Here is a 15,842-nt window from a genome sequence, read left to right on the forward strand (position 1 = left end):
TAGTCTTCTTACTCCCCTCCCGCAGGCGGGAGGGGTTGGGGGTGGGCTTGCGCGAGGGCTGCCATGATATGCGACAGCACGCCTTCGATATTCCCTATCACGTCGGCATTCTGAAAGCGCAAGACGGTAAAGCCTAGTTCGCGACAGTAGGCGTCGCGGCGGGCGTCATATTCCGCACTGTCGTCGTGGGTGGAGCCATCCAGTTCGATGATGAGCTTCGCCTCACGGCAGAGGAAGTCCGCGAAATAAGGGCCGATAGGGATTTGGCGGCTGAACTTGCGGCCGTCCAGTTGGCGGTTGCGCAGGCGCTGCCAAAGGAACCGCTCAGGCGGAGATGCCTCGTTTCTTAGCGACTTTGCGCGGGACGTATTCCTGCTTCTGAAAGGTCGCGCCAGCCCACCCCCCGGCCCCCTCCCGCCTGCGGGAGGGGGAGAGGCATCCCTCTCCCTCACGCCGCCGCGGTCAGGTTCAGGAACACATCCTCCAGATCAGGGTCGCGCGTCACCACGTCGACGATGGAAAGCCCGCTGGCCTGCACGGCGCTCAGCACCTGGCCCGCATTGGCGCGGTTCTTCATATAGGTGATCGTCAGCGTGCGCTCGTCCGACAGTTCGATCTTCTCGAAACTGGGGTCGGCGGGCGGCGTCACCACGTCGCGGTCGACCGTCACCTGCACGACCTTTTCCTGCGCCATGGCGATCAACTCGCGGGTCGGCTTGTCGGTGATGACCTTGCCATGGTTGATGATGCCGATGCGGTCGCACAGCTCCTCGGCTTCTTCGAGATAGTGCGTGGTGAGAACGATGGTCACGCCCTGCCGGTTCAACTCCCGCACATAGGCCCAGAGCTGCTGGCGCAACTGCACGTCGACGCCGGCGGTCGGTTCGTCCAGCACCAGGATCGGCGGGCTGTGCGCCATCGCCTTCGCCACCAGCAGCCGGCGCTTCATGCCGCCCGACAGGGTCCGGGCATAGGCGTTGGCCTTGTCCTCCAGATGCACGGCGCGCAGCAATTCCATCGAGCGGCGGCGGTCCTTGGGCACACCATAATAGCCCGCCTGATTCTCCAGCGTCTCGAACGGGGTGAAGAAGGGATCGAAGACGATCTCCTGCGGCACGATGCCGATGCTGTTCTTGGCGTTGCGGGGGTTCTGGTCGATGTCGAAGCCCCAGATTTTCGCCGTGCCGCTGGTCTTGTTCACCAGCCCGGCGAGGATGTTGATGGTGGTCGACTTGCCCGCGCCATTCGGCCCCAGCAGGCCGTAAATCTGCCCGCGCGGGATGGAGAGGTTGATGTTGTCGAGCGCCTGCTTGCCGCCCTTGTAAACCTTGGTGAGGTTGGCGATCTCTATGGCGGGAGTGGGGGAGGTGTCGGTCATGGCTGCCTATAGTGGGGTTGGGCCATTGGAAAGGAAAGAGCGGGGTTAAAATTCGTCGGCGGCGTCCATCAGGGCGGTGAGTTTGCGGGGCGCGACCTCCCGCCAGCTCCGCTCCAGCCGTTCGTTGATCTGGTCCCAGTCCGTGTCCCCCAGATCGAGCCGGATGCCGACCCAGCCATCCCCGAAATAGGCGGGGCGGTAATAGCGGGCGGGGTCGCTTTCGATCAACATCGCCTGTTCTTCCGGCGCGGTCGTCTTGACGAGGATGGCGATAACGCCGTCGCCATGACGATCCTGCGTGAAATAGGCGAATTTCTTGCCCTTTTCGATGCCGAAGCAGGGCATGCCGTGGGACGTGACCTCATCCGCCTGCGGCAGGGCCAGGGCGCGCTCACGGACTTTGTTCAGCAGCCATTCGGGCTGGCGCTCGCGGGTGACGAAATCCGCCAGCGTGCGCGGGTAGAGCTGATGTTCCGCCATCAATATGCGCGCGGCGAGGCTGTCGGCGGTGTCGCCGGGCAGGATCGCGACTTCGATCTGGCCAAGGACCGGCCCATCGTCCAGTTCCGCCGTGACGATGTGGACCGAGCAGCCGGCATGGGTATCGCCTGCGTCCAAAGCCTTCCGATGGGTGTCGAGACCCTTATATTTGGGCAGCAGGCTGGGGTGGATGTTCAGCATCCGGCCTTCCCAGCCGGCGACGAATTCGGGCGAGAGGAGGCGCATATAGCCGGCCAGCGCGACATATTCCGCGCCCGCCCCGCGCAACGCCTTGTCGATAATGGCGTCGAATTCGGCGCGCTTCAGGCCCTTGTGGCTCTGCGCGAAGGTGGCGATGCCCTCGGCGGCGGCGAGGGTCAGGCCGGGGGCTTCGGGATCGTTGGCGGCGACCAGCACCAACTCATAGGGGCAGGACGGATGCCTGGCGGCATAGAGCAACGCCGCCATGTTCGAGCCACGTCCGGAAATCAGAACGCCGACCTTTGCCTTCACTTGCAGTCCCCGTCCGGTTCGCGCGAAGTCGAGAACCCTTGTGACTTCGTTTCTCGACTTCGCTCGAAACGAACGGGTTTCAGTGACTTACCCCAGATGCGTGGCGGTCCAGTCGGCCCTGGCGCTCCATGTTTCCTGTGAGCCCTTGACCGTGCAGCCCTTTTCGCCCGCCTCCACGAGGCCGACGCGGACCACGGTTTCGCCCGCTGCTTCCAGATCCGCCGTCACGGCGTCCACCGCATCCGCATCCACCGCCAGCACCATGCCGACACCGCAATTGAAGGTGCGGGCCATTTCCTCCGGCTCGATATTGCCCTGCGCCTGGAGGAAAGCCATCAGGCGCGGCTGTTCCCAGCCGTCGGCGTCGATAACCGCATGACAGCCTTCGGGCAGCACGCGCGGGATATTCTCCAGCAGACCGCCGCCGGTGATGTGGGCCAGCGCATTGATCCGGCCTGCCCGGACCAGCGGCAGCAGCGACTTCACATAGATGCGCGTCGGCGCCATCAGCGCATCGATCAGCAGCACCTCATTATCGAAGATCGCCGGGCGGTCGAGCTTCCAGCCCTTGTCGGCGGCAAGGCGGCGCACCAGCGAGAAGCCGTTGCTGTGCACGCCCGAGGAAGTGAGACCCAGCAGCACGTCGCCCGCCTTGACCCGGTTGCCGGTCAGCGCCCTGGACCGCTCCACCGCGCCGACGCAGAAACCGGCAAGGTCATAGTCGCCCGGCCCGTACATGCCGGGCATTTCCGCCGTCTCTCCACCGATAAGGGCGCAGCCGGCCTGCTTGCAGCCCTCCGCAATGCCCGCGATCACGCGTTCGGCGACGCCGCTCTCCAGCTTGCCGGTGGCATAATAGTCCAGGAAGAAGAGCGGTTCGGCGCCCTGCACGATCAGGTCGTTGGCGCACATGGCGACCAGGTCGATGCCCACGCCGTCATGGGCGTTGTGATCGATGGCGAGCTTCAGCTTGGTGCCCACGCCGTCATTGGCCGCGACCAGCAGCGGATCGTCGTAACCGGCCGCCTTCAGGTCGAAGAAACCGCCGAAGCCGCCCAGTTCCGCGTCGGCGCCGGGGCGACGGGTGGCCTTGGCAAGCGGGGCGATGGCGCGAACCAGCGCATTGCCCGCGGCGATGTCGACGCCAGCCTTGGCGTAGCTGTAGGATTCGGTGTCGCTCATGGCTGTGGCCCCTAAGCATTTTCAAGTCAGATGGAAACATCTGACGGTTTAAGAAAATGCGGCAAGCCAAATAACGCACATTGTGCGCGAAAACGGAACGGGAAATGGGTTGCCGCTTGGCAGCGCAAGCAAATCTCGCCAAAAGGACGCGCGTGAACGTGCCTTCTGTCCTTCGTGGCCTGTCCCTCCGGCCTTTGAACCTGTTCCGCGCAGCGTCGCGCCCGATCCAGATACTGGGCGCGATCATGCTTGGCCTCGCCGCTGCGGCGCTGGTCGCGCAGATGGAGGGGGAGCGCGGCGTGCCCCCCATCGCCAGCGGCGGCGATTTCCAGGTGAGCCATGTGAAGGTCGACGTCTTCGCCAAGGATGCCGACAGCGCGCGCAAGGCCGGCTGGCGGCTGGCGCAGCGGCGGGCGTGGCAGATGCTGTGGACCCGGACCCATGGCGGCAGCGGCGCGCCGGCCCTGTCCGATTCGCAGCTTGAAGGCATGATTTCGGGCATCGAGATCGAATATGAGCAGGCGGGCCCCACCCGCTATGTCGCCACGCTGGGCGTCATGTTCGACCGGGCGCGGACGGGCCAGTTGCTGGGCGTGACCGGCAATGTCATGCGGTCCCCGCCCCTGCTGGTGATCCCGGTGCTGTGGGACGGCGGGTCGGCCGTGTCCTATGAGCGGATCAACGAATGGCAGCGGGCCTGGGCGCGTTTCCGCACCGGCGACAGCGCGATCGACTATGTCCGCGTGGCCGGGTCGATCGCTGATCCGATCCTGCTGAATGCGGGGCAGACCGGGCGGCGCGGGCGGCTGTGGTGGCGCGTGCTGCTCGACCAATATGGCGCGGCGGACGTGGTGATCCCGATCGCACGGCTCGACCGTCAATATCCGGGCGGTCCGGTGACCGGCACCTTCACGGCGCGCTACGGCCCCGACAATTTCCTGATCGGCAGCTTTTCCCTGCGCGCCTCCAACGACAGCGCGATCCCGCAGATGCTGGACCAGGCGACGCAGCGGATCGACCAGCTTTATACCCAGGCGCTGAATGACGGCCGCCTGCGTCCCGATCCGTCGCTGATCATCGAGGAGCCGGTCGATCCCAATGCGCTGGAGATCGAAAATGCCGCCGATCTGCCGGTGGAAACGCTCGACATGCCGACGCCCGCCGCCACCACGGGCAGCTACGCGATCCAGTTCGACACCCCGGACGTCGGATCGGTGGCGCAGGGCGAAGCCGCCGTGCGTTCCATCGCGGGCGTGCGTTCGGCGGCGACGAGCAGCCTGGCGCTGGGCGGCACGTCGGTCATGCAGGTGAGCTTCGACGGCACGGTAGACATGTTGCGTGCAGCGCTGGCGGCGAAGGGCTATAACGTCGCCGTGTCCGGCAATACGCTGCGCATCCGCAGGGGTGGGACACCGGGAGCCGGCTCTGCGCAATGAAAGGCGCCATGAGACAGATCAGCCTGCCGTTCGACCGGCCTGATCGGGCGAGCGGCGAGGATTTCCTGGTCAGCGACGCCAACCGCATCGCCGTCCGCCATCTGGAGAACTGGCGGGGATGGCCGCTGGCGATCAGCGTGCTGAGCGGGCCGCCCCTGTCGGGCCGTTCGACGCTGGGCCGCCATTTCGTCGCGCAGAGCGGCGGGACGATGATCGACGATGCACAGCGGCAGGATGAGCAGGCGCTGTTCAACGCCTGGAACGATGCGCAGACGGCGCAGCGCCCGCTGCTGCTGATCGCGGACGCGCCGCCCGCGCTATGGCAGGTGGCCCTTCCCGACCTGCGGTCCCGGCTGGCGGCGGCGCCGCATGTCGCGCTGGAGCAGCCGGACGAGGCGCTGGCCCGCGCCCTGATCGAGCGGTCCCTGGCGTCGGCCGGGGCAAGCTATGCCGCCGACCTGCCCGAATGGCTGCTGCGGCGGATCGAGCGCAGCTATGCCGCCATCGCCGCCGTGACGCGCCTGCTGGACGAGGCGGCTTTGTCATCGGGACGTAAGATTTCTACCGCTATGGCGAAAGATGTCCTGCAAGACGCGGGATTTTTGCCTATAGTCCCGGACTGATCCTCCGGTTCCGAACGATGAGAGAGATGTGGCCGAAGCCGACCCCTCCGCCAGCCTGACCCTGCCCAGCGACCGCTATTTCAACCGGGAACTGTCCTGGCTGGCCTTCAACCAGCGCGTGCTGGAGGAGGCGATGAACCGGGCGCATCCCCTGCTGGAGCGGCTGCGTTTCCTGTCGATTTCCGGCGCCAATCTGGACGAGTTCTTCTCCGTGCGCGTGGCGGGCCTGAAGGGGCAGCAATTGCAGGATGTCGACATGCGCTCCGCTGACGGGTTGACCCCGGCGCAGCAGCTTGCCGCCATCACGGATGAGACGGCGCGGCTGATGGGTGCGCAGCAGAAAGTGTGGGGGGCGTTGCACGGCGAGCTGGGGCAGGTGGGGATAGAGGTGATCGGCCCGTCCACCGCGCTCGACCCCTCCTGCGAGAACTGGCTGCGCGATCATTTCCTGACGCAGGTCTTCCCGATCCTGACGCCGCAGGCGCTGGACCCGGCGCACCCCTTCCCCTTCATCCCCAATCAGGGGCTGTCGATCGTCTTCGACCTGGAGCGGCTGTCGGACAAGGAGCCGATTCGCGAGCTGGTGATGATACCGTCCTCACTCGCCCGCTTCGTGCGGATGCCGGGCGAAACGGCCCGCTATATGGCGCTGGAGGCGGTGATCCGGCGCTTCTCGGCCGATCTCTTTCCCGGCTATCGCGTCCGCAACAGCGGCGTTTTCCGCATCATCCGCGACAGCGACATAGAGATAGAGGAAGAGGCGGAGGATCTGGTCCGCTATTTCCGCAGCGCCATCAAGCGCCGCCGCCGGGGCCGCGTGATCCGCATGGAGATAGAGGAACGCATTCCCGAGCCGGTCGAGGAGATGTTGCAGGACATGCTCCAGGGCCATGAGGCGATCATCGCGGAGGTGGAAGGGTTCGTCGGCATCGGCGACCTGTCCGGCGTCGTCGAGGAGGATCGGCCGGACCTGAAGTTCGAGCCCTATGCCCCCCGCTTCCCGGAACGCATCCGCGAATATGGCGGGGATTGCTTTGCCGCGATCCGGGCGAAGGACATCGTCGTCCACCATCCCTATGAAGCCTTCGACGTGGTGGTGTCCTTCCTGAAGCAGGCGGCGTCGGACCCCGATGTCGTGGCGATCAAGCAGACGCTGTATCGCGCGGGCAAGCAGTCCGCGATCATCCGCGCGCTGATCGACGCGGCCGAGGCAGGCAAGTCCGTGACCGCGGTGGTGGAGCTGAAAGCCCGTTTCGACGAGGAGCAGAACCTGATGTGGGCCGATGCGCTGGAGCGCGCGGGCGTGCAGGTGGTCTATGGCTTCATCGACTGGAAGACCCATGCGAAGGTGTCGATGGTCGTCCGGCGGGAGGGGGAGGCGTTCCGCACCTACTGCCATTTCGGCACCGGAAATTATCATCCGGTGACGGCGCGCATCTACACCGACCTCAGCTTCTTCACCGCCGATCCGGCCTATGGGCGCGATGCGGCGGCGCTGTTCAATTACATCACCGGCTATGTCGAGCCGCAGCGGCTGGAAAAGCTGGTGATGTCGCCCCGCGACCTGCGCAACCGCCTGTGCGACCTGATCGATGCGGAGATAGAGCATGTCCGCGCCGGGCGGCCGGGAACCATCTGGGCGAAGATGAATTCGCTGGTGGACCCGGCGATCATGGAAAAGCTCTATGCGGCGAGCAATGCAGGCGTGCAGATCGAACTCATCGTGCGGGGCATCTGCTGCCTCCGGCCGGGCGTGCCGGGCATGTCGGAAAATATCCGGGTGAAGTCGGTGGTCGGCCGCTTTCTTGAACATAGCCGGATCACCGTCTTCGGCAATGGCAAGGCGCTGCCCAATAATGGCGCGAAGGTGTTCATCAGTTCGGCCGACTGGATGCCGCGCAATTTCGACCGGCGCGTGGAGTTCCTGGCGCCGGTCGAAAATCCGACCGTGCACGACCAGATTCTGGACCAGGTGATGGTCGCCAACCTGATCGACACCGAACAGAGCTGGGTGCTGGACAGCGACGGCCATTACAGCCGCGTCGAGGCGGGCGACCGGCCGTTCAACCTGCACCGCTATTTCATGACCAACCCGTCCCTTTCGGGCCGTGGCGCCGCGCTGGACAGCGAAGCGGTGCCGACGCTGCGCCTGCGCGGGCGGGCCTGAACGGCATGAATTCCATGTTGAGCCAGGTCCGGGCGCTCGCCCCCGGCATGGCGACGTCCCCGCATCAGGCGAAGGCGCGCACGGCGATCATCGACATCGGTTCCAACAGCGTGCGGCTGGTCGTCTATGACGGGCCGCGCCGCATCCCCTTCATCCTCTTCAACGAAAAGGTGATGGCGGGATTGGGCGCGTCCCTGGGGAAGACGGGCCGGATCGAGGCGGAAGCCATGGACAGGGGGCTGCGCGCGATCGGCCGCTTCGCCCATCTCTGCCGCGAGATGGAGGTGCAGGAGGTGCGCTGCGTCGCCACCGCCGCGGTGCGGGACGCGGAAAATGGCGACGAGTTCATCCGGCGCGCCCGCGACATGGGGCTGGAGGTCGAGCTGCTGTCCGGCGGGCAGGAGGCGGTCGCCGCGGCCTATGGCGTGTTGTCGGGCATTCCGGGCGCGGACGGCATCGTCGGAGATCTGGGCGGCGGCAGCCTTGAGCTGGCCCGAATCCGCGACGGCGCCGTGCATGAAACGGTGTCCTTGCCGCTGGGCGTGCTGCGCCTGCCGCAAATCCGCGCCAAGGGGCCGGCCGTGCTGGAGCGAATGGTCAGGAAGATGCTGGCCAAGGCGGGCTGGGACGCGCCTGCCGGCCTGCCCTTCTATCTGGTCGGCGGGTCGTGGCGCGCGCTGGCCCGGTTCGACATGGAATTGACCCAGTTCCCGCTTCCCGTCGTGCACCAATATGAAATGCCTGCCGCGCGGGCCGAACAATTGACGCGCATCGTGTCCCATGTCGGCAAGGCGCGGTTCAAGGATATTCCCCAGATCACCGGATCGCGCGTGCCGACCCTGCCGGATGCGGCGGCGCTGCTGTCGGTGATCGTGCGCCAGTTGAGGTCGAGCAGGCTGGTCGTGTCGGCCTATGGCCTGCGCGAGGGGCTGCTGTTCAGCGATCTGCCCCCGGATATTCAGGCACATGATCCGCTGCTGATCGCGGCGGAGGCCGAAGGCGAAGCGCAGGCGCGCTTTACCGGCCATGGCGACATGATCGAGCGCTGGATCGCGCCGCTGTTCCTGGAGGACGGCAGCGCGTGGCGGCGGATTCGCCGGGCGGCCTGCCTGTTGGCCGATGTCGGGTGGCGCGCCAATCCCGATTTCCGGTCGGACCGGGGCGTCGAGATCGCGCTGCACAGCAATTGGGTCGGCATCAACGCGGCCGAGCGAGCCATGCTGGCCCAGGCGCTGCACAGCAATTTTGGCGGCGGCCTGTCGACGCCGCCCGGCATCGAGCGGCTGGCCCCGCCCGAAGCGCTTCAGCGAGCGACCTTATGGGGTCTGGCGATCAGATTGGGGCAGCGGTTGTCCGGAGGCGTGGAGGGGCCTTTGCTCGCCTCCCGCCTGGAGATGGAGGGCAATGTGCTCGAACTGCGGCTGCGCAGCGTGGACGCCGATCTGTTCGGAGAAGCGGTCGAGCGGCGGCAGCGGCAACTGGCCCAGGCCATGGGCGTGAAGTACCGGCTGGCCTGGTAGGGGGCTGACTGAATGCGGTCAGGGAGCGGAGCTTCTGCTTTCCCTGAAGGAAGCCTGCTCCTGCGCAGGCAGGCCCGGCCCTCCCTTCCGTGCATCATCGCCGCCCGATCCGGGCGCCTGCTTTCGCATGAGCATGCTGTGCCTTCAGGAAAGCGTCGCAATCGTCCGCTTCCGACCAGCCGAGCCAGCCGACCGGCTCAGGCAAAGATCAGCCGGGCCTCTTCGCCGGTCTGCTGCAAGAACCCCATCGGGCCGCCGACCTCAACGCCCTGCGGCAAATCATCGGCAGTCATTCCGCACAGCGCAAGTCCGCTCTGACAGGCAAGCAGGATCACGCCCAAGCCCAATGCCTCTTCGATCACCATCGCCAGCGAAGGCAGCCCCGATGCCCGATGCGCTTCGTCGCAGGGCGCTTCCGGAGGCGCTCGCAGCAAGCTCACCGCGTCCAGTTGCAGGAACAGCGCCGCGCCGCCGCCCAGCGCCGCCTGAGCCGCCGCGATCACCAAGGCTCCGCGCAGCCGTTCCGCATCCGCCGTCGCGACGATGATCCTCAGCTCGCGCATAGTTCCACGGCGCAACCCTGGCAGGCGGGATCCTTCGGCACCGCCACGGTCCGAAACCGCATCGACAACAGATCGGCCAGCAGCAAGCGCCCCGCCATGTCATCGCCGAAGGGCACAAGCGCGCGGATCACCTCCAGCGCCGCCAGACTGCCGATCACCCCTGTCAGCGCCCCGATCACGCCGGTTTCGGAACAGTTCCGCTCCGGCGCGTCCTGCGGCGACCCGACCAGACAGCGATAGCAGGGCTTGCCCGCCTCCCAACCGCGATATGTGGCCAATTGCCCCTCGAACGGCCCGACCGCCGCCGACACCAGCGGAATCCGCAGCTTCTGCGTGCAGTCCGCCACCGCCAGCCGCGTCGCGAAACTGTCGCAGCCATCCAGCACCACATCGGCATCCCGCAGCATCAGCGCGGCATTGCCCGCGTCGATGCGGGCGTTGATGGGGATCAGCTTCACGTCCGGATTGAGCCGCGCGACCGCCGCCATCGCGCTTTCGGCCTTGGGCGCTCCGATCTCGTCAGTGCCGAACAGCACCTGCCGCTGCAGATTGGAGAGGGCGACCGCATCGTCATCGATCACCCGAATCGTGCCCACGCCCGCCGCGGCGAGATAGAGGATGGCCGGGCTGCCGATCCCGCCCGCCCCCACGACGGCCACATCCGCCGACAACAGCCGCGCCTGCCCCGCGCCGCCGATCTCCTTCAGCACGATATGGCGGGCATAGCGCTCAAGCTGATCGTCCGTGAGGGCCAGGGGCGTCATTGGGATCGAACCCCCGTCGATCCGAATCCCCCTGCGCCCCTGATCGTCTCGTCCAGTTCCTCGACTTCGGCAAAGCGCGCCATCTGCACCGGCGCGGCGACCAGTTGCGCGATCCGGTCGCCCCGCGCGATCACAAAGGGTTCTTCGCCCAGATTGATCAATATGACCTTCAGCTCGCCGCGATAATCGGCGTCAATCGTCCCCGGCGTATTGGGCAGGCTGATCCCATGTTTCAGCGCCAGGCCGGAACGCGGCCGCACCTGCACTTCATAACCTTCGGGAATCGCCATGGCAAAGCCGGTCGCCACCGCATGCCGGCCGCCGGGCACAAGGATGATGTCCTCCGCCGACACGACGTCCATCCCCGCCGCATGCGCCGTGGCATAGGCCGGCGCCGGCAGGCCCGCGCCATGGGGCAGGCGCTTCAGGCGAATTTCAATGGGCGGAAGAGGAGAGGACATGGGCGACCTTTTCTATCAGGCGGGTGGCGACGGCGTCCTTGGGCAGATGGTCCCAGCTCTCGACGCCATCCTTCGAAACGATGTGCACGCTGTTGGAATCGCCGCCCATCACGCTTGAGCCGGGCGGCCCCGACACGTCATTCGCGACGATCCAGTCGGCGCCCTTGCGCGCCAGCTTCGCCTGCGCATGTTCAGCGATCTTCTGCGTCTCGGCGGCAAAGCCGACCAGCAGGGCGGGACGCTGCGCATGTTTGCCCAGCGTGGCGAGAATGTCCGGATTCTCGACCAGGGCCAAGGGCGCCGGCTTGCCCGATCCATCCTTCTTGAGCTTCTGATCCGCAGCGTCCGCCGTGCGCCAGTCGGCCACCGCCGCCACCATGATCGCCGCATGGGCGGGCAGGGCCGCCTCCACCGCGGCCAGCATCTCCCGCGCGGTTTCCACATCGACGCGGGTCACGCCGGCCGGCGTCGGCAGGTGCACCGGCCCCGCCACCAATGTCACCCGCGCGCCGGCCCGCGCCGCCGCCGCCGCTATGGCGAAGCCCTGCTTGCCGGAGGACCGGTTGGCGATGTAACGGACCGGGTCGATCGGCTCATGCGTCGGGCCGGCCGTCACCAGCACATGCCGTCCGGCGAGCGGCGCGTCGGCCGTTTCGAAGTCCGGCTGCCCGGCCAGCGGATCGGCGACGAGCGGCCGGGCGAGCAGCCGCGCCACCTCCGCCGCGATCGCTTCCGGATCGGGCAGGCGGCCCTTGCCGAATTCCCCGCAGGCCATTTCACCACTGTCCGGCTCCATCACATGCACGCCATCGGCCTTGAGCTGTGCGACATTCCGCCGGGTCGCGGCATGGTGCCACATCCGAACGTTCATGGCGGGAACGGCGAGCACCGGCTTGTCGGTCGCCAACAGCAGCGTCGTCGCCAGATCGTCGGCAATGCCGCCCGCCATCTTGGCCAGGATGTTCGCCGTCGCCGGCGCGACCACGACCAGATCGGCCTGCCGCGAAAGCTGGATATGCCCGATCTCGCGCTCTTCCTTGAGGTCGAACATGTCGCCATAGACATGATCCTCGGTCAGCACGCCCAGCGACAGCGGCGTCACGAATTTCTCCGCGCTTTCCGTCAGCACCGCCCGCACCGCGATGCCGCGCCTGCGCAGCAGCCGCACCAGTTCCAGCGACTTATAGGCGGCGATGCCGCCCGAAACGATGAGAAGGATGCGCTTGGTCATGACAGGCCCATCATTTGGGCAAGCGGCGGGCCCTTGTCCAGCCATTCCCATCGTCCCCATGCGCAATCATCGAAGGACGGCGAAACGGCCCGGCCGGAACCGATCCGCCCCTTCATGCGATTATTCCAGGAGAGCGGCGCAACCGTATCGAAGGGGCATGCATGGCAAGAAGCCGGACCGTACCGAGCCAGATCGACCTCATCACCCGCTATCGCGAGGTCAGGGCGCTGAGCGAAGCGCTTGCCGCGCCGCTGTCCGATGCGGACGCGACGGTCCAGTCCATGCCCGACGCATCCCCCGCCAAATGGCATCTGGCGCATGTAAGCTGGTTCTTCGAAACTTTCGTCCTGCGCGATCATGTGGCGGGCTATGTACCCTTCGATCCGCATTACGCCTATCTTTTCAACAGCTATTATGAGGCCGAAGGTCCACGGCATGCGCGGCCGATGCGGGGCATGCTGACACGGCCGACGCTGGAGGAAATCCGCGCCTATCGCGCCCAAGTCGACGAGGCGCTGACCACCGCCCTGCCGATGCTGATGCCCGATGTGCAGGCGCTGGTGTTGCTGGGCCTTCACCATGAGCAGCAGCATCAGGAACTGCTGCTGACCGACGTGCAGCATCTTCTGTCGCTCAATCCGCTGGAACCGGCGCTGTACGACGCGCCCAATGCGCTGCCTGCGCCCGTCCCCGGCCCTCTCCACTGGATCGAGGGCCGGCAGGGGCTGGTCGAGATCGGCGATGACGGCAAAAGCGATTTTGCCTTCGATTGCGAGACCCCCCGCCACAAGACGGTGCTCCACCCGCATGCCCTGGCGCACAGGCCGATAACCAATGGCGAATGGATCGCCTTCATCGAGGATGGCGGCTATGCCGACGCCGCCCATTGGCTGTCCGACGGCTGGGCATGGGTGCAGGCCGAACGGGTCGAGGCGCCGCTATACTGGCGGCGGGGCGAGCAAGGCTGGACGCGCTTCGGTCTGGACGGTCGCAAGCCGGTCAATACCGCCGCGCCCGTCAGCCATATCAGTCTTTATGAAGCGGATGCCTATGCCCGATGGGCGGGGGCGCGCCTTCCCACCGAGGCGGAATGGGAAAGCGCCGCCCTCAATGTCGCGCCGACCAGCGGGAACCAGTTGGACGGTCCGGCTTGCCCCCGCCCTCGCGCGGCGGATGGCGGCTCCACGCTGACGCAGATGTTCGGGGATGTATGGGAGTGGACGGGCAGCGCCTATCGCCCGCATCCCGGCTTCCGCGCGGCGGACGGCGCGGTGGGCGAATATAATGGCAAGTTCATGTCGGGGCAGTTCGTGCTGAAGGGCGGCAGTTGCGCCACGCCGCGCGGCCATATGCGGGCAAGCTACCGCAATTTCTTCTACCCCCATCAACGCTGGCAGTTCACCGGACTGCGGCTGGCAAAGGATCTTTGACGCGATGCTGCTGACCGAAGATGCCCCGCTGTCCCTGCGCGCGCCTGACCCGGCCTTCCGGCGGGACATTATCGAGGGCCTGTCCCGCGAGCCCAAGGCGACCCCGCCCATCTGGTTCTACGACCGGCGCGGGTCGGAACTGTTCGAAGCGATCACGGACCTGCCGGAATATTATCCGACGCGCACGGAAACCGCCCTGCTGGAACGGCATGGCGCGGATTTCGCCGCCGCCATCGGCGCGGGGCAGGCGGTGGTGGAGTTCGGTGCAGGCAGTTCGCGCAAGACCCCGCATCTGCTGCGCGCCATCGATCCAGCCGCCTATGTGCCGATCGACATCAGCGGCGACTTTCTTCGCGCTTCGAGCGCTGAATTGGCGTCGGCCTTTCCGGGGCTGCCGGTCTTGCCGGTGGTGGGCGACTTCAACGGCGAACTAGCCTTGCCGGCGGCGATAGAGGGGCTGCCGCGCCTCGGCTTCTTCCCCGGGTCGACCATCGGCAATATGGAACCCGATTCGGCGGTGGACCTGTTGCGGGCAATGCGGCGCCTGCTGGGCAAGGACGCGATGCTGCTGATCGGCATGGACCGGATCAAGGACCGTGACCGGCTGGTCGCCGCCTATGACGATGCCGCGGGGGTGACGGCTGCGTTCAACCTCAATCTGATCGCGCGCATCAATCGGGAACTGGAGGGCGACCTGCCGCTGGACGGCTTCCTCCATCGCGCCATCTGGAACGACGACAAGGCCCGGATCGAAATGCATCTGGAGGCGGTGCGGCCGCTTCACTTCCACGTCGCGGGCCAATGCTTCCGCATGGCCGTGGGCGAGACGATCCATACCGAAAGCAGCCACAAATATGGCGCGCGCGACGAAAGGCTGCTGCTGCGCGCCGGGGGATGGGAGCCGGTGCGCGAATGGAGCGATGCGGACGAGCTGTTCTCGCTGATATTGGCAGAAGCCTAAGGGGCGATTTCCAGGCGCGAAAAAAGAAGCCAGGGCGGCGGCACGGCGAATCGACAGGAAATTCCGGCCTTCAGTCCGTCACTTTGGCCGACCATGTGGTGATCCAGTGCCAGGCGCCGCGGCATTCCCCCATCGCACTCGCCTCTACCAGGCGGAAGCGCGAACCGTCCCAGACATAGGTTTCACTACCCCCGCAATCGCCCAGGCCCCGGCCCTTGGCATAGCTTTGCAAGGTGGAGGTCTCCGGCGCCCAGCCTGCATTGACCAGCATGGGATGGCCGGCCTCCTCGCTCCAGCCCGGCTGATAGTCGAAGCCGGCGAAGCGGAAGGTTCGGCGGCCGGGAATGCCGGTGGCGATCGCGGGGACGAATGTGAAATTATAGGCCCCGGCGCCGCAGGGCACCAGAACCAGCGTCTCGGTCTTCGACAGCCGGTGCAACTCGGGAGGAGAGGATGCGCCCCTCATCTCGTCGGCGCAACCCGTGAAGGTGCCGAGTGCCGTCAGTTCCTCCCGCCAGAGCGCGGGCGGCTGCGCGCCGCCGGGTACGGCTGCGCGCCGGATCGTGGGGATGGCAGGCGCGGGACGCACGGCGCTGCGTGCGAGCGGTCCCGTCGCGACGAGGGCCGCCATGGTGCCCGCCCTGCCCTGCTTCGCATCCATATAACGGAGCGCAGCGGTCAAGCCGGCGAGCGACGGACGGTCGATCGCCCTCGCGCCGGCGCGGATCTCCATGCGTCCGCCCTTCGCCATGGCAATGGCCAGTGCGGACGCCTGCGGCCCTTCCAGGCTGGCTTCGCCGTCCACGCTCGCCACGCGGGCAAGCTTTCGCCCGTCGATCAGGAAGTCCAGCGCCTCCCGGCCCTTTGCGTCCCGGCTGACCCGGATTTCGGGATCGGCGTCGGCCCCCGCCCCTCGCGCGATCCCCAGCATGACCGGCGCATCGGGCCAGTCGCCGCCTTCTGGCAGCAGCGAGACTGCCTCGCACCGGTTGCCGTTGTCGCAACCGATGGTCCAGTCCTTGTAGCTTTCCAGCCTGCCCGGCTTCGGCGCTTGCGCCCCAGCCGGCGCCGCTGCCATCACCACCGACAGCATGGCCGTCAGTCCGAATATGCGTTTCGCCCCCATGCGTTAA

Annotated in this window: 15 protein-coding genes; 6 read left to right on the forward strand and 9 right to left on the reverse strand. The window is 66.6% G+C overall.

Features of this window, described 5'->3' with window-relative positions; all coding sequences use genetic code 11:
- Positions 1 to 8: 8 nt before the first annotated feature.
- From EWH10_RS03020 to purM, 4 genes are all read right to left on the reverse strand, one after another.
- A complete protein-coding gene (locus EWH10_RS03020) occupies positions 9 to 452 on the reverse strand; it encodes an endonuclease domain-containing protein (protein ID WP_229742378.1) in 444 nt (147 codons plus the stop codon).
- Positions 449 to 1,378, reverse strand: coding sequence for an ABC transporter ATP-binding protein (locus tag EWH10_RS03025; RefSeq protein ID WP_044660203.1), 930 nt, complete (start codon positions 1,376 to 1,378; stop codon positions 449 to 451). Before EWH10_RS03025 ends, EWH10_RS03020 begins: the two co-directional genes overlap by 4 nt.
- Positions 1,379 to 1,423: 45 nt before the next feature.
- Complete coding sequence (gene purN / locus EWH10_RS03030; protein WP_076605802.1) at positions 1,424 to 2,371, reverse strand: phosphoribosylglycinamide formyltransferase; 948 nt, start codon at positions 2,369 to 2,371, stop codon at positions 1,424 to 1,426.
- An 87-nt stretch (positions 2,372 to 2,458) separates the two neighbouring features.
- Entirely contained in the window at positions 2,459 to 3,553 is a 1,095-nt protein-coding gene (purM, locus tag EWH10_RS03035) for a phosphoribosylformylglycinamidine cyclo-ligase (RefSeq protein ID WP_025548666.1), read from the reverse strand.
- A 152-nt stretch (positions 3,554 to 3,705) separates the two neighbouring features.
- Here purM and EWH10_RS03040 point away from each other — a divergent pair, with 152 nt between their 5' ends.
- Genes EWH10_RS03040 through EWH10_RS03055 form a run of 4 tightly spaced genes read left to right on the forward strand, consistent with a single transcriptional unit; the run spans position 3,706 to position 9,299 of the window.
- Positions 3,706 to 4,989 (forward strand): hypothetical protein, encoded by a 1,284-nt coding sequence (locus EWH10_RS03040; protein ID WP_025548668.1) that lies wholly within the window; start codon positions 3,706 to 3,708, stop codon positions 4,987 to 4,989.
- An 8-nt stretch (positions 4,990 to 4,997) separates the two neighbouring features.
- Positions 4,998 to 5,612 (forward strand): P-loop NTPase family protein, encoded by a 615-nt coding sequence (locus tag EWH10_RS03045; protein WP_044660205.1) that lies wholly within the window; start codon positions 4,998 to 5,000, stop codon positions 5,610 to 5,612.
- Positions 5,613 to 5,640: 28 nt separating this feature from the next.
- Entirely contained in the window at positions 5,641 to 7,779 is a 2,139-nt protein-coding gene (locus EWH10_RS03050) for an RNA degradosome polyphosphate kinase (protein WP_044660206.1), read from the forward strand.
- Positions 7,780 to 7,784: 5 nt separating this feature from the next.
- Entirely contained in the window at positions 7,785 to 9,299 is a 1,515-nt protein-coding gene (locus EWH10_RS03055; protein WP_025548673.1) for a Ppx/GppA family phosphatase, read from the forward strand.
- A 197-nt stretch (positions 9,300 to 9,496) separates the two neighbouring features.
- Here the strand turns inward: EWH10_RS03055 and EWH10_RS03060 are convergent, their stop codons facing one another.
- The 4 genes from EWH10_RS03060 to coaBC are packed head-to-tail and all read right to left on the reverse strand — an operon-like array spanning position 9,497 to position 12,318.
- Positions 9,497 to 9,862, reverse strand: a complete 366-nt coding sequence (locus EWH10_RS03060; protein ID WP_044660207.1) for a DsrE family protein — start codon at positions 9,860 to 9,862, stop codon at positions 9,497 to 9,499.
- A complete protein-coding gene (locus EWH10_RS03065) occupies positions 9,850 to 10,626 on the reverse strand; it encodes a HesA/MoeB/ThiF family protein (protein ID WP_082166207.1) in 777 nt (258 codons plus the stop codon). The genes EWH10_RS03060 and EWH10_RS03065 overlap by 13 nt, the downstream gene beginning before the upstream one ends.
- Positions 10,623 to 11,087 carry a dUTP diphosphatase gene (gene dut / locus EWH10_RS03070; RefSeq protein ID WP_025548678.1) on the reverse strand — a complete coding sequence of 155 codons (465 nt, stop codon included), beginning with the start codon at positions 11,085 to 11,087 and terminating at the stop codon, positions 10,623 to 10,625. Before dut ends, EWH10_RS03065 begins: the two co-directional genes overlap by 4 nt.
- On the reverse strand, positions 11,062 to 12,318 hold the full coding sequence (gene coaBC / locus EWH10_RS03075; RefSeq protein WP_065846226.1) for a bifunctional phosphopantothenoylcysteine decarboxylase/phosphopantothenate--cysteine ligase CoaBC: 1,257 nt from the start codon (positions 12,316 to 12,318) through the stop codon (positions 11,062 to 11,064). The genes dut and coaBC overlap by 26 nt, the downstream gene beginning before the upstream one ends.
- A gap of 161 nt (positions 12,319 to 12,479) precedes the next feature.
- Here coaBC and egtB point away from each other — a divergent pair, with 161 nt between their 5' ends.
- Together egtB and egtD are read left to right on the forward strand one after the other, a co-directional pair.
- Positions 12,480 to 13,748, forward strand: coding sequence for an ergothioneine biosynthesis protein EgtB (gene egtB, locus EWH10_RS03080; protein ID WP_044660209.1), 1,269 nt, complete (start codon positions 12,480 to 12,482; stop codon positions 13,746 to 13,748).
- 4 nt (positions 13,749 to 13,752) lie between these two features.
- Positions 13,753 to 14,709: an L-histidine N(alpha)-methyltransferase gene (gene egtD / locus EWH10_RS03085; RefSeq protein WP_044660210.1), complete on the forward strand. Its 957-nt coding sequence runs from the start codon at positions 13,753 to 13,755 to the stop codon at positions 14,707 to 14,709.
- A gap of 70 nt (positions 14,710 to 14,779) precedes the next feature.
- Here the strand turns inward: egtD and EWH10_RS03090 are convergent, their stop codons facing one another.
- Positions 14,780 to 15,835, reverse strand: coding sequence for a DUF1176 domain-containing protein (locus tag EWH10_RS03090; RefSeq protein ID WP_044660211.1), 1,056 nt, complete (start codon positions 15,833 to 15,835; stop codon positions 14,780 to 14,782).
- Between the last annotated feature and the right edge of the window lie 7 nt (positions 15,836 to 15,842).

The organism is Sphingobium fuliginis, assembly GCF_004152845.1.
In the GTDB taxonomy this organism is placed as follows: Bacteria; Pseudomonadota; Alphaproteobacteria; order Sphingomonadales; family Sphingomonadaceae; genus Sphingobium; species Sphingobium fuliginis.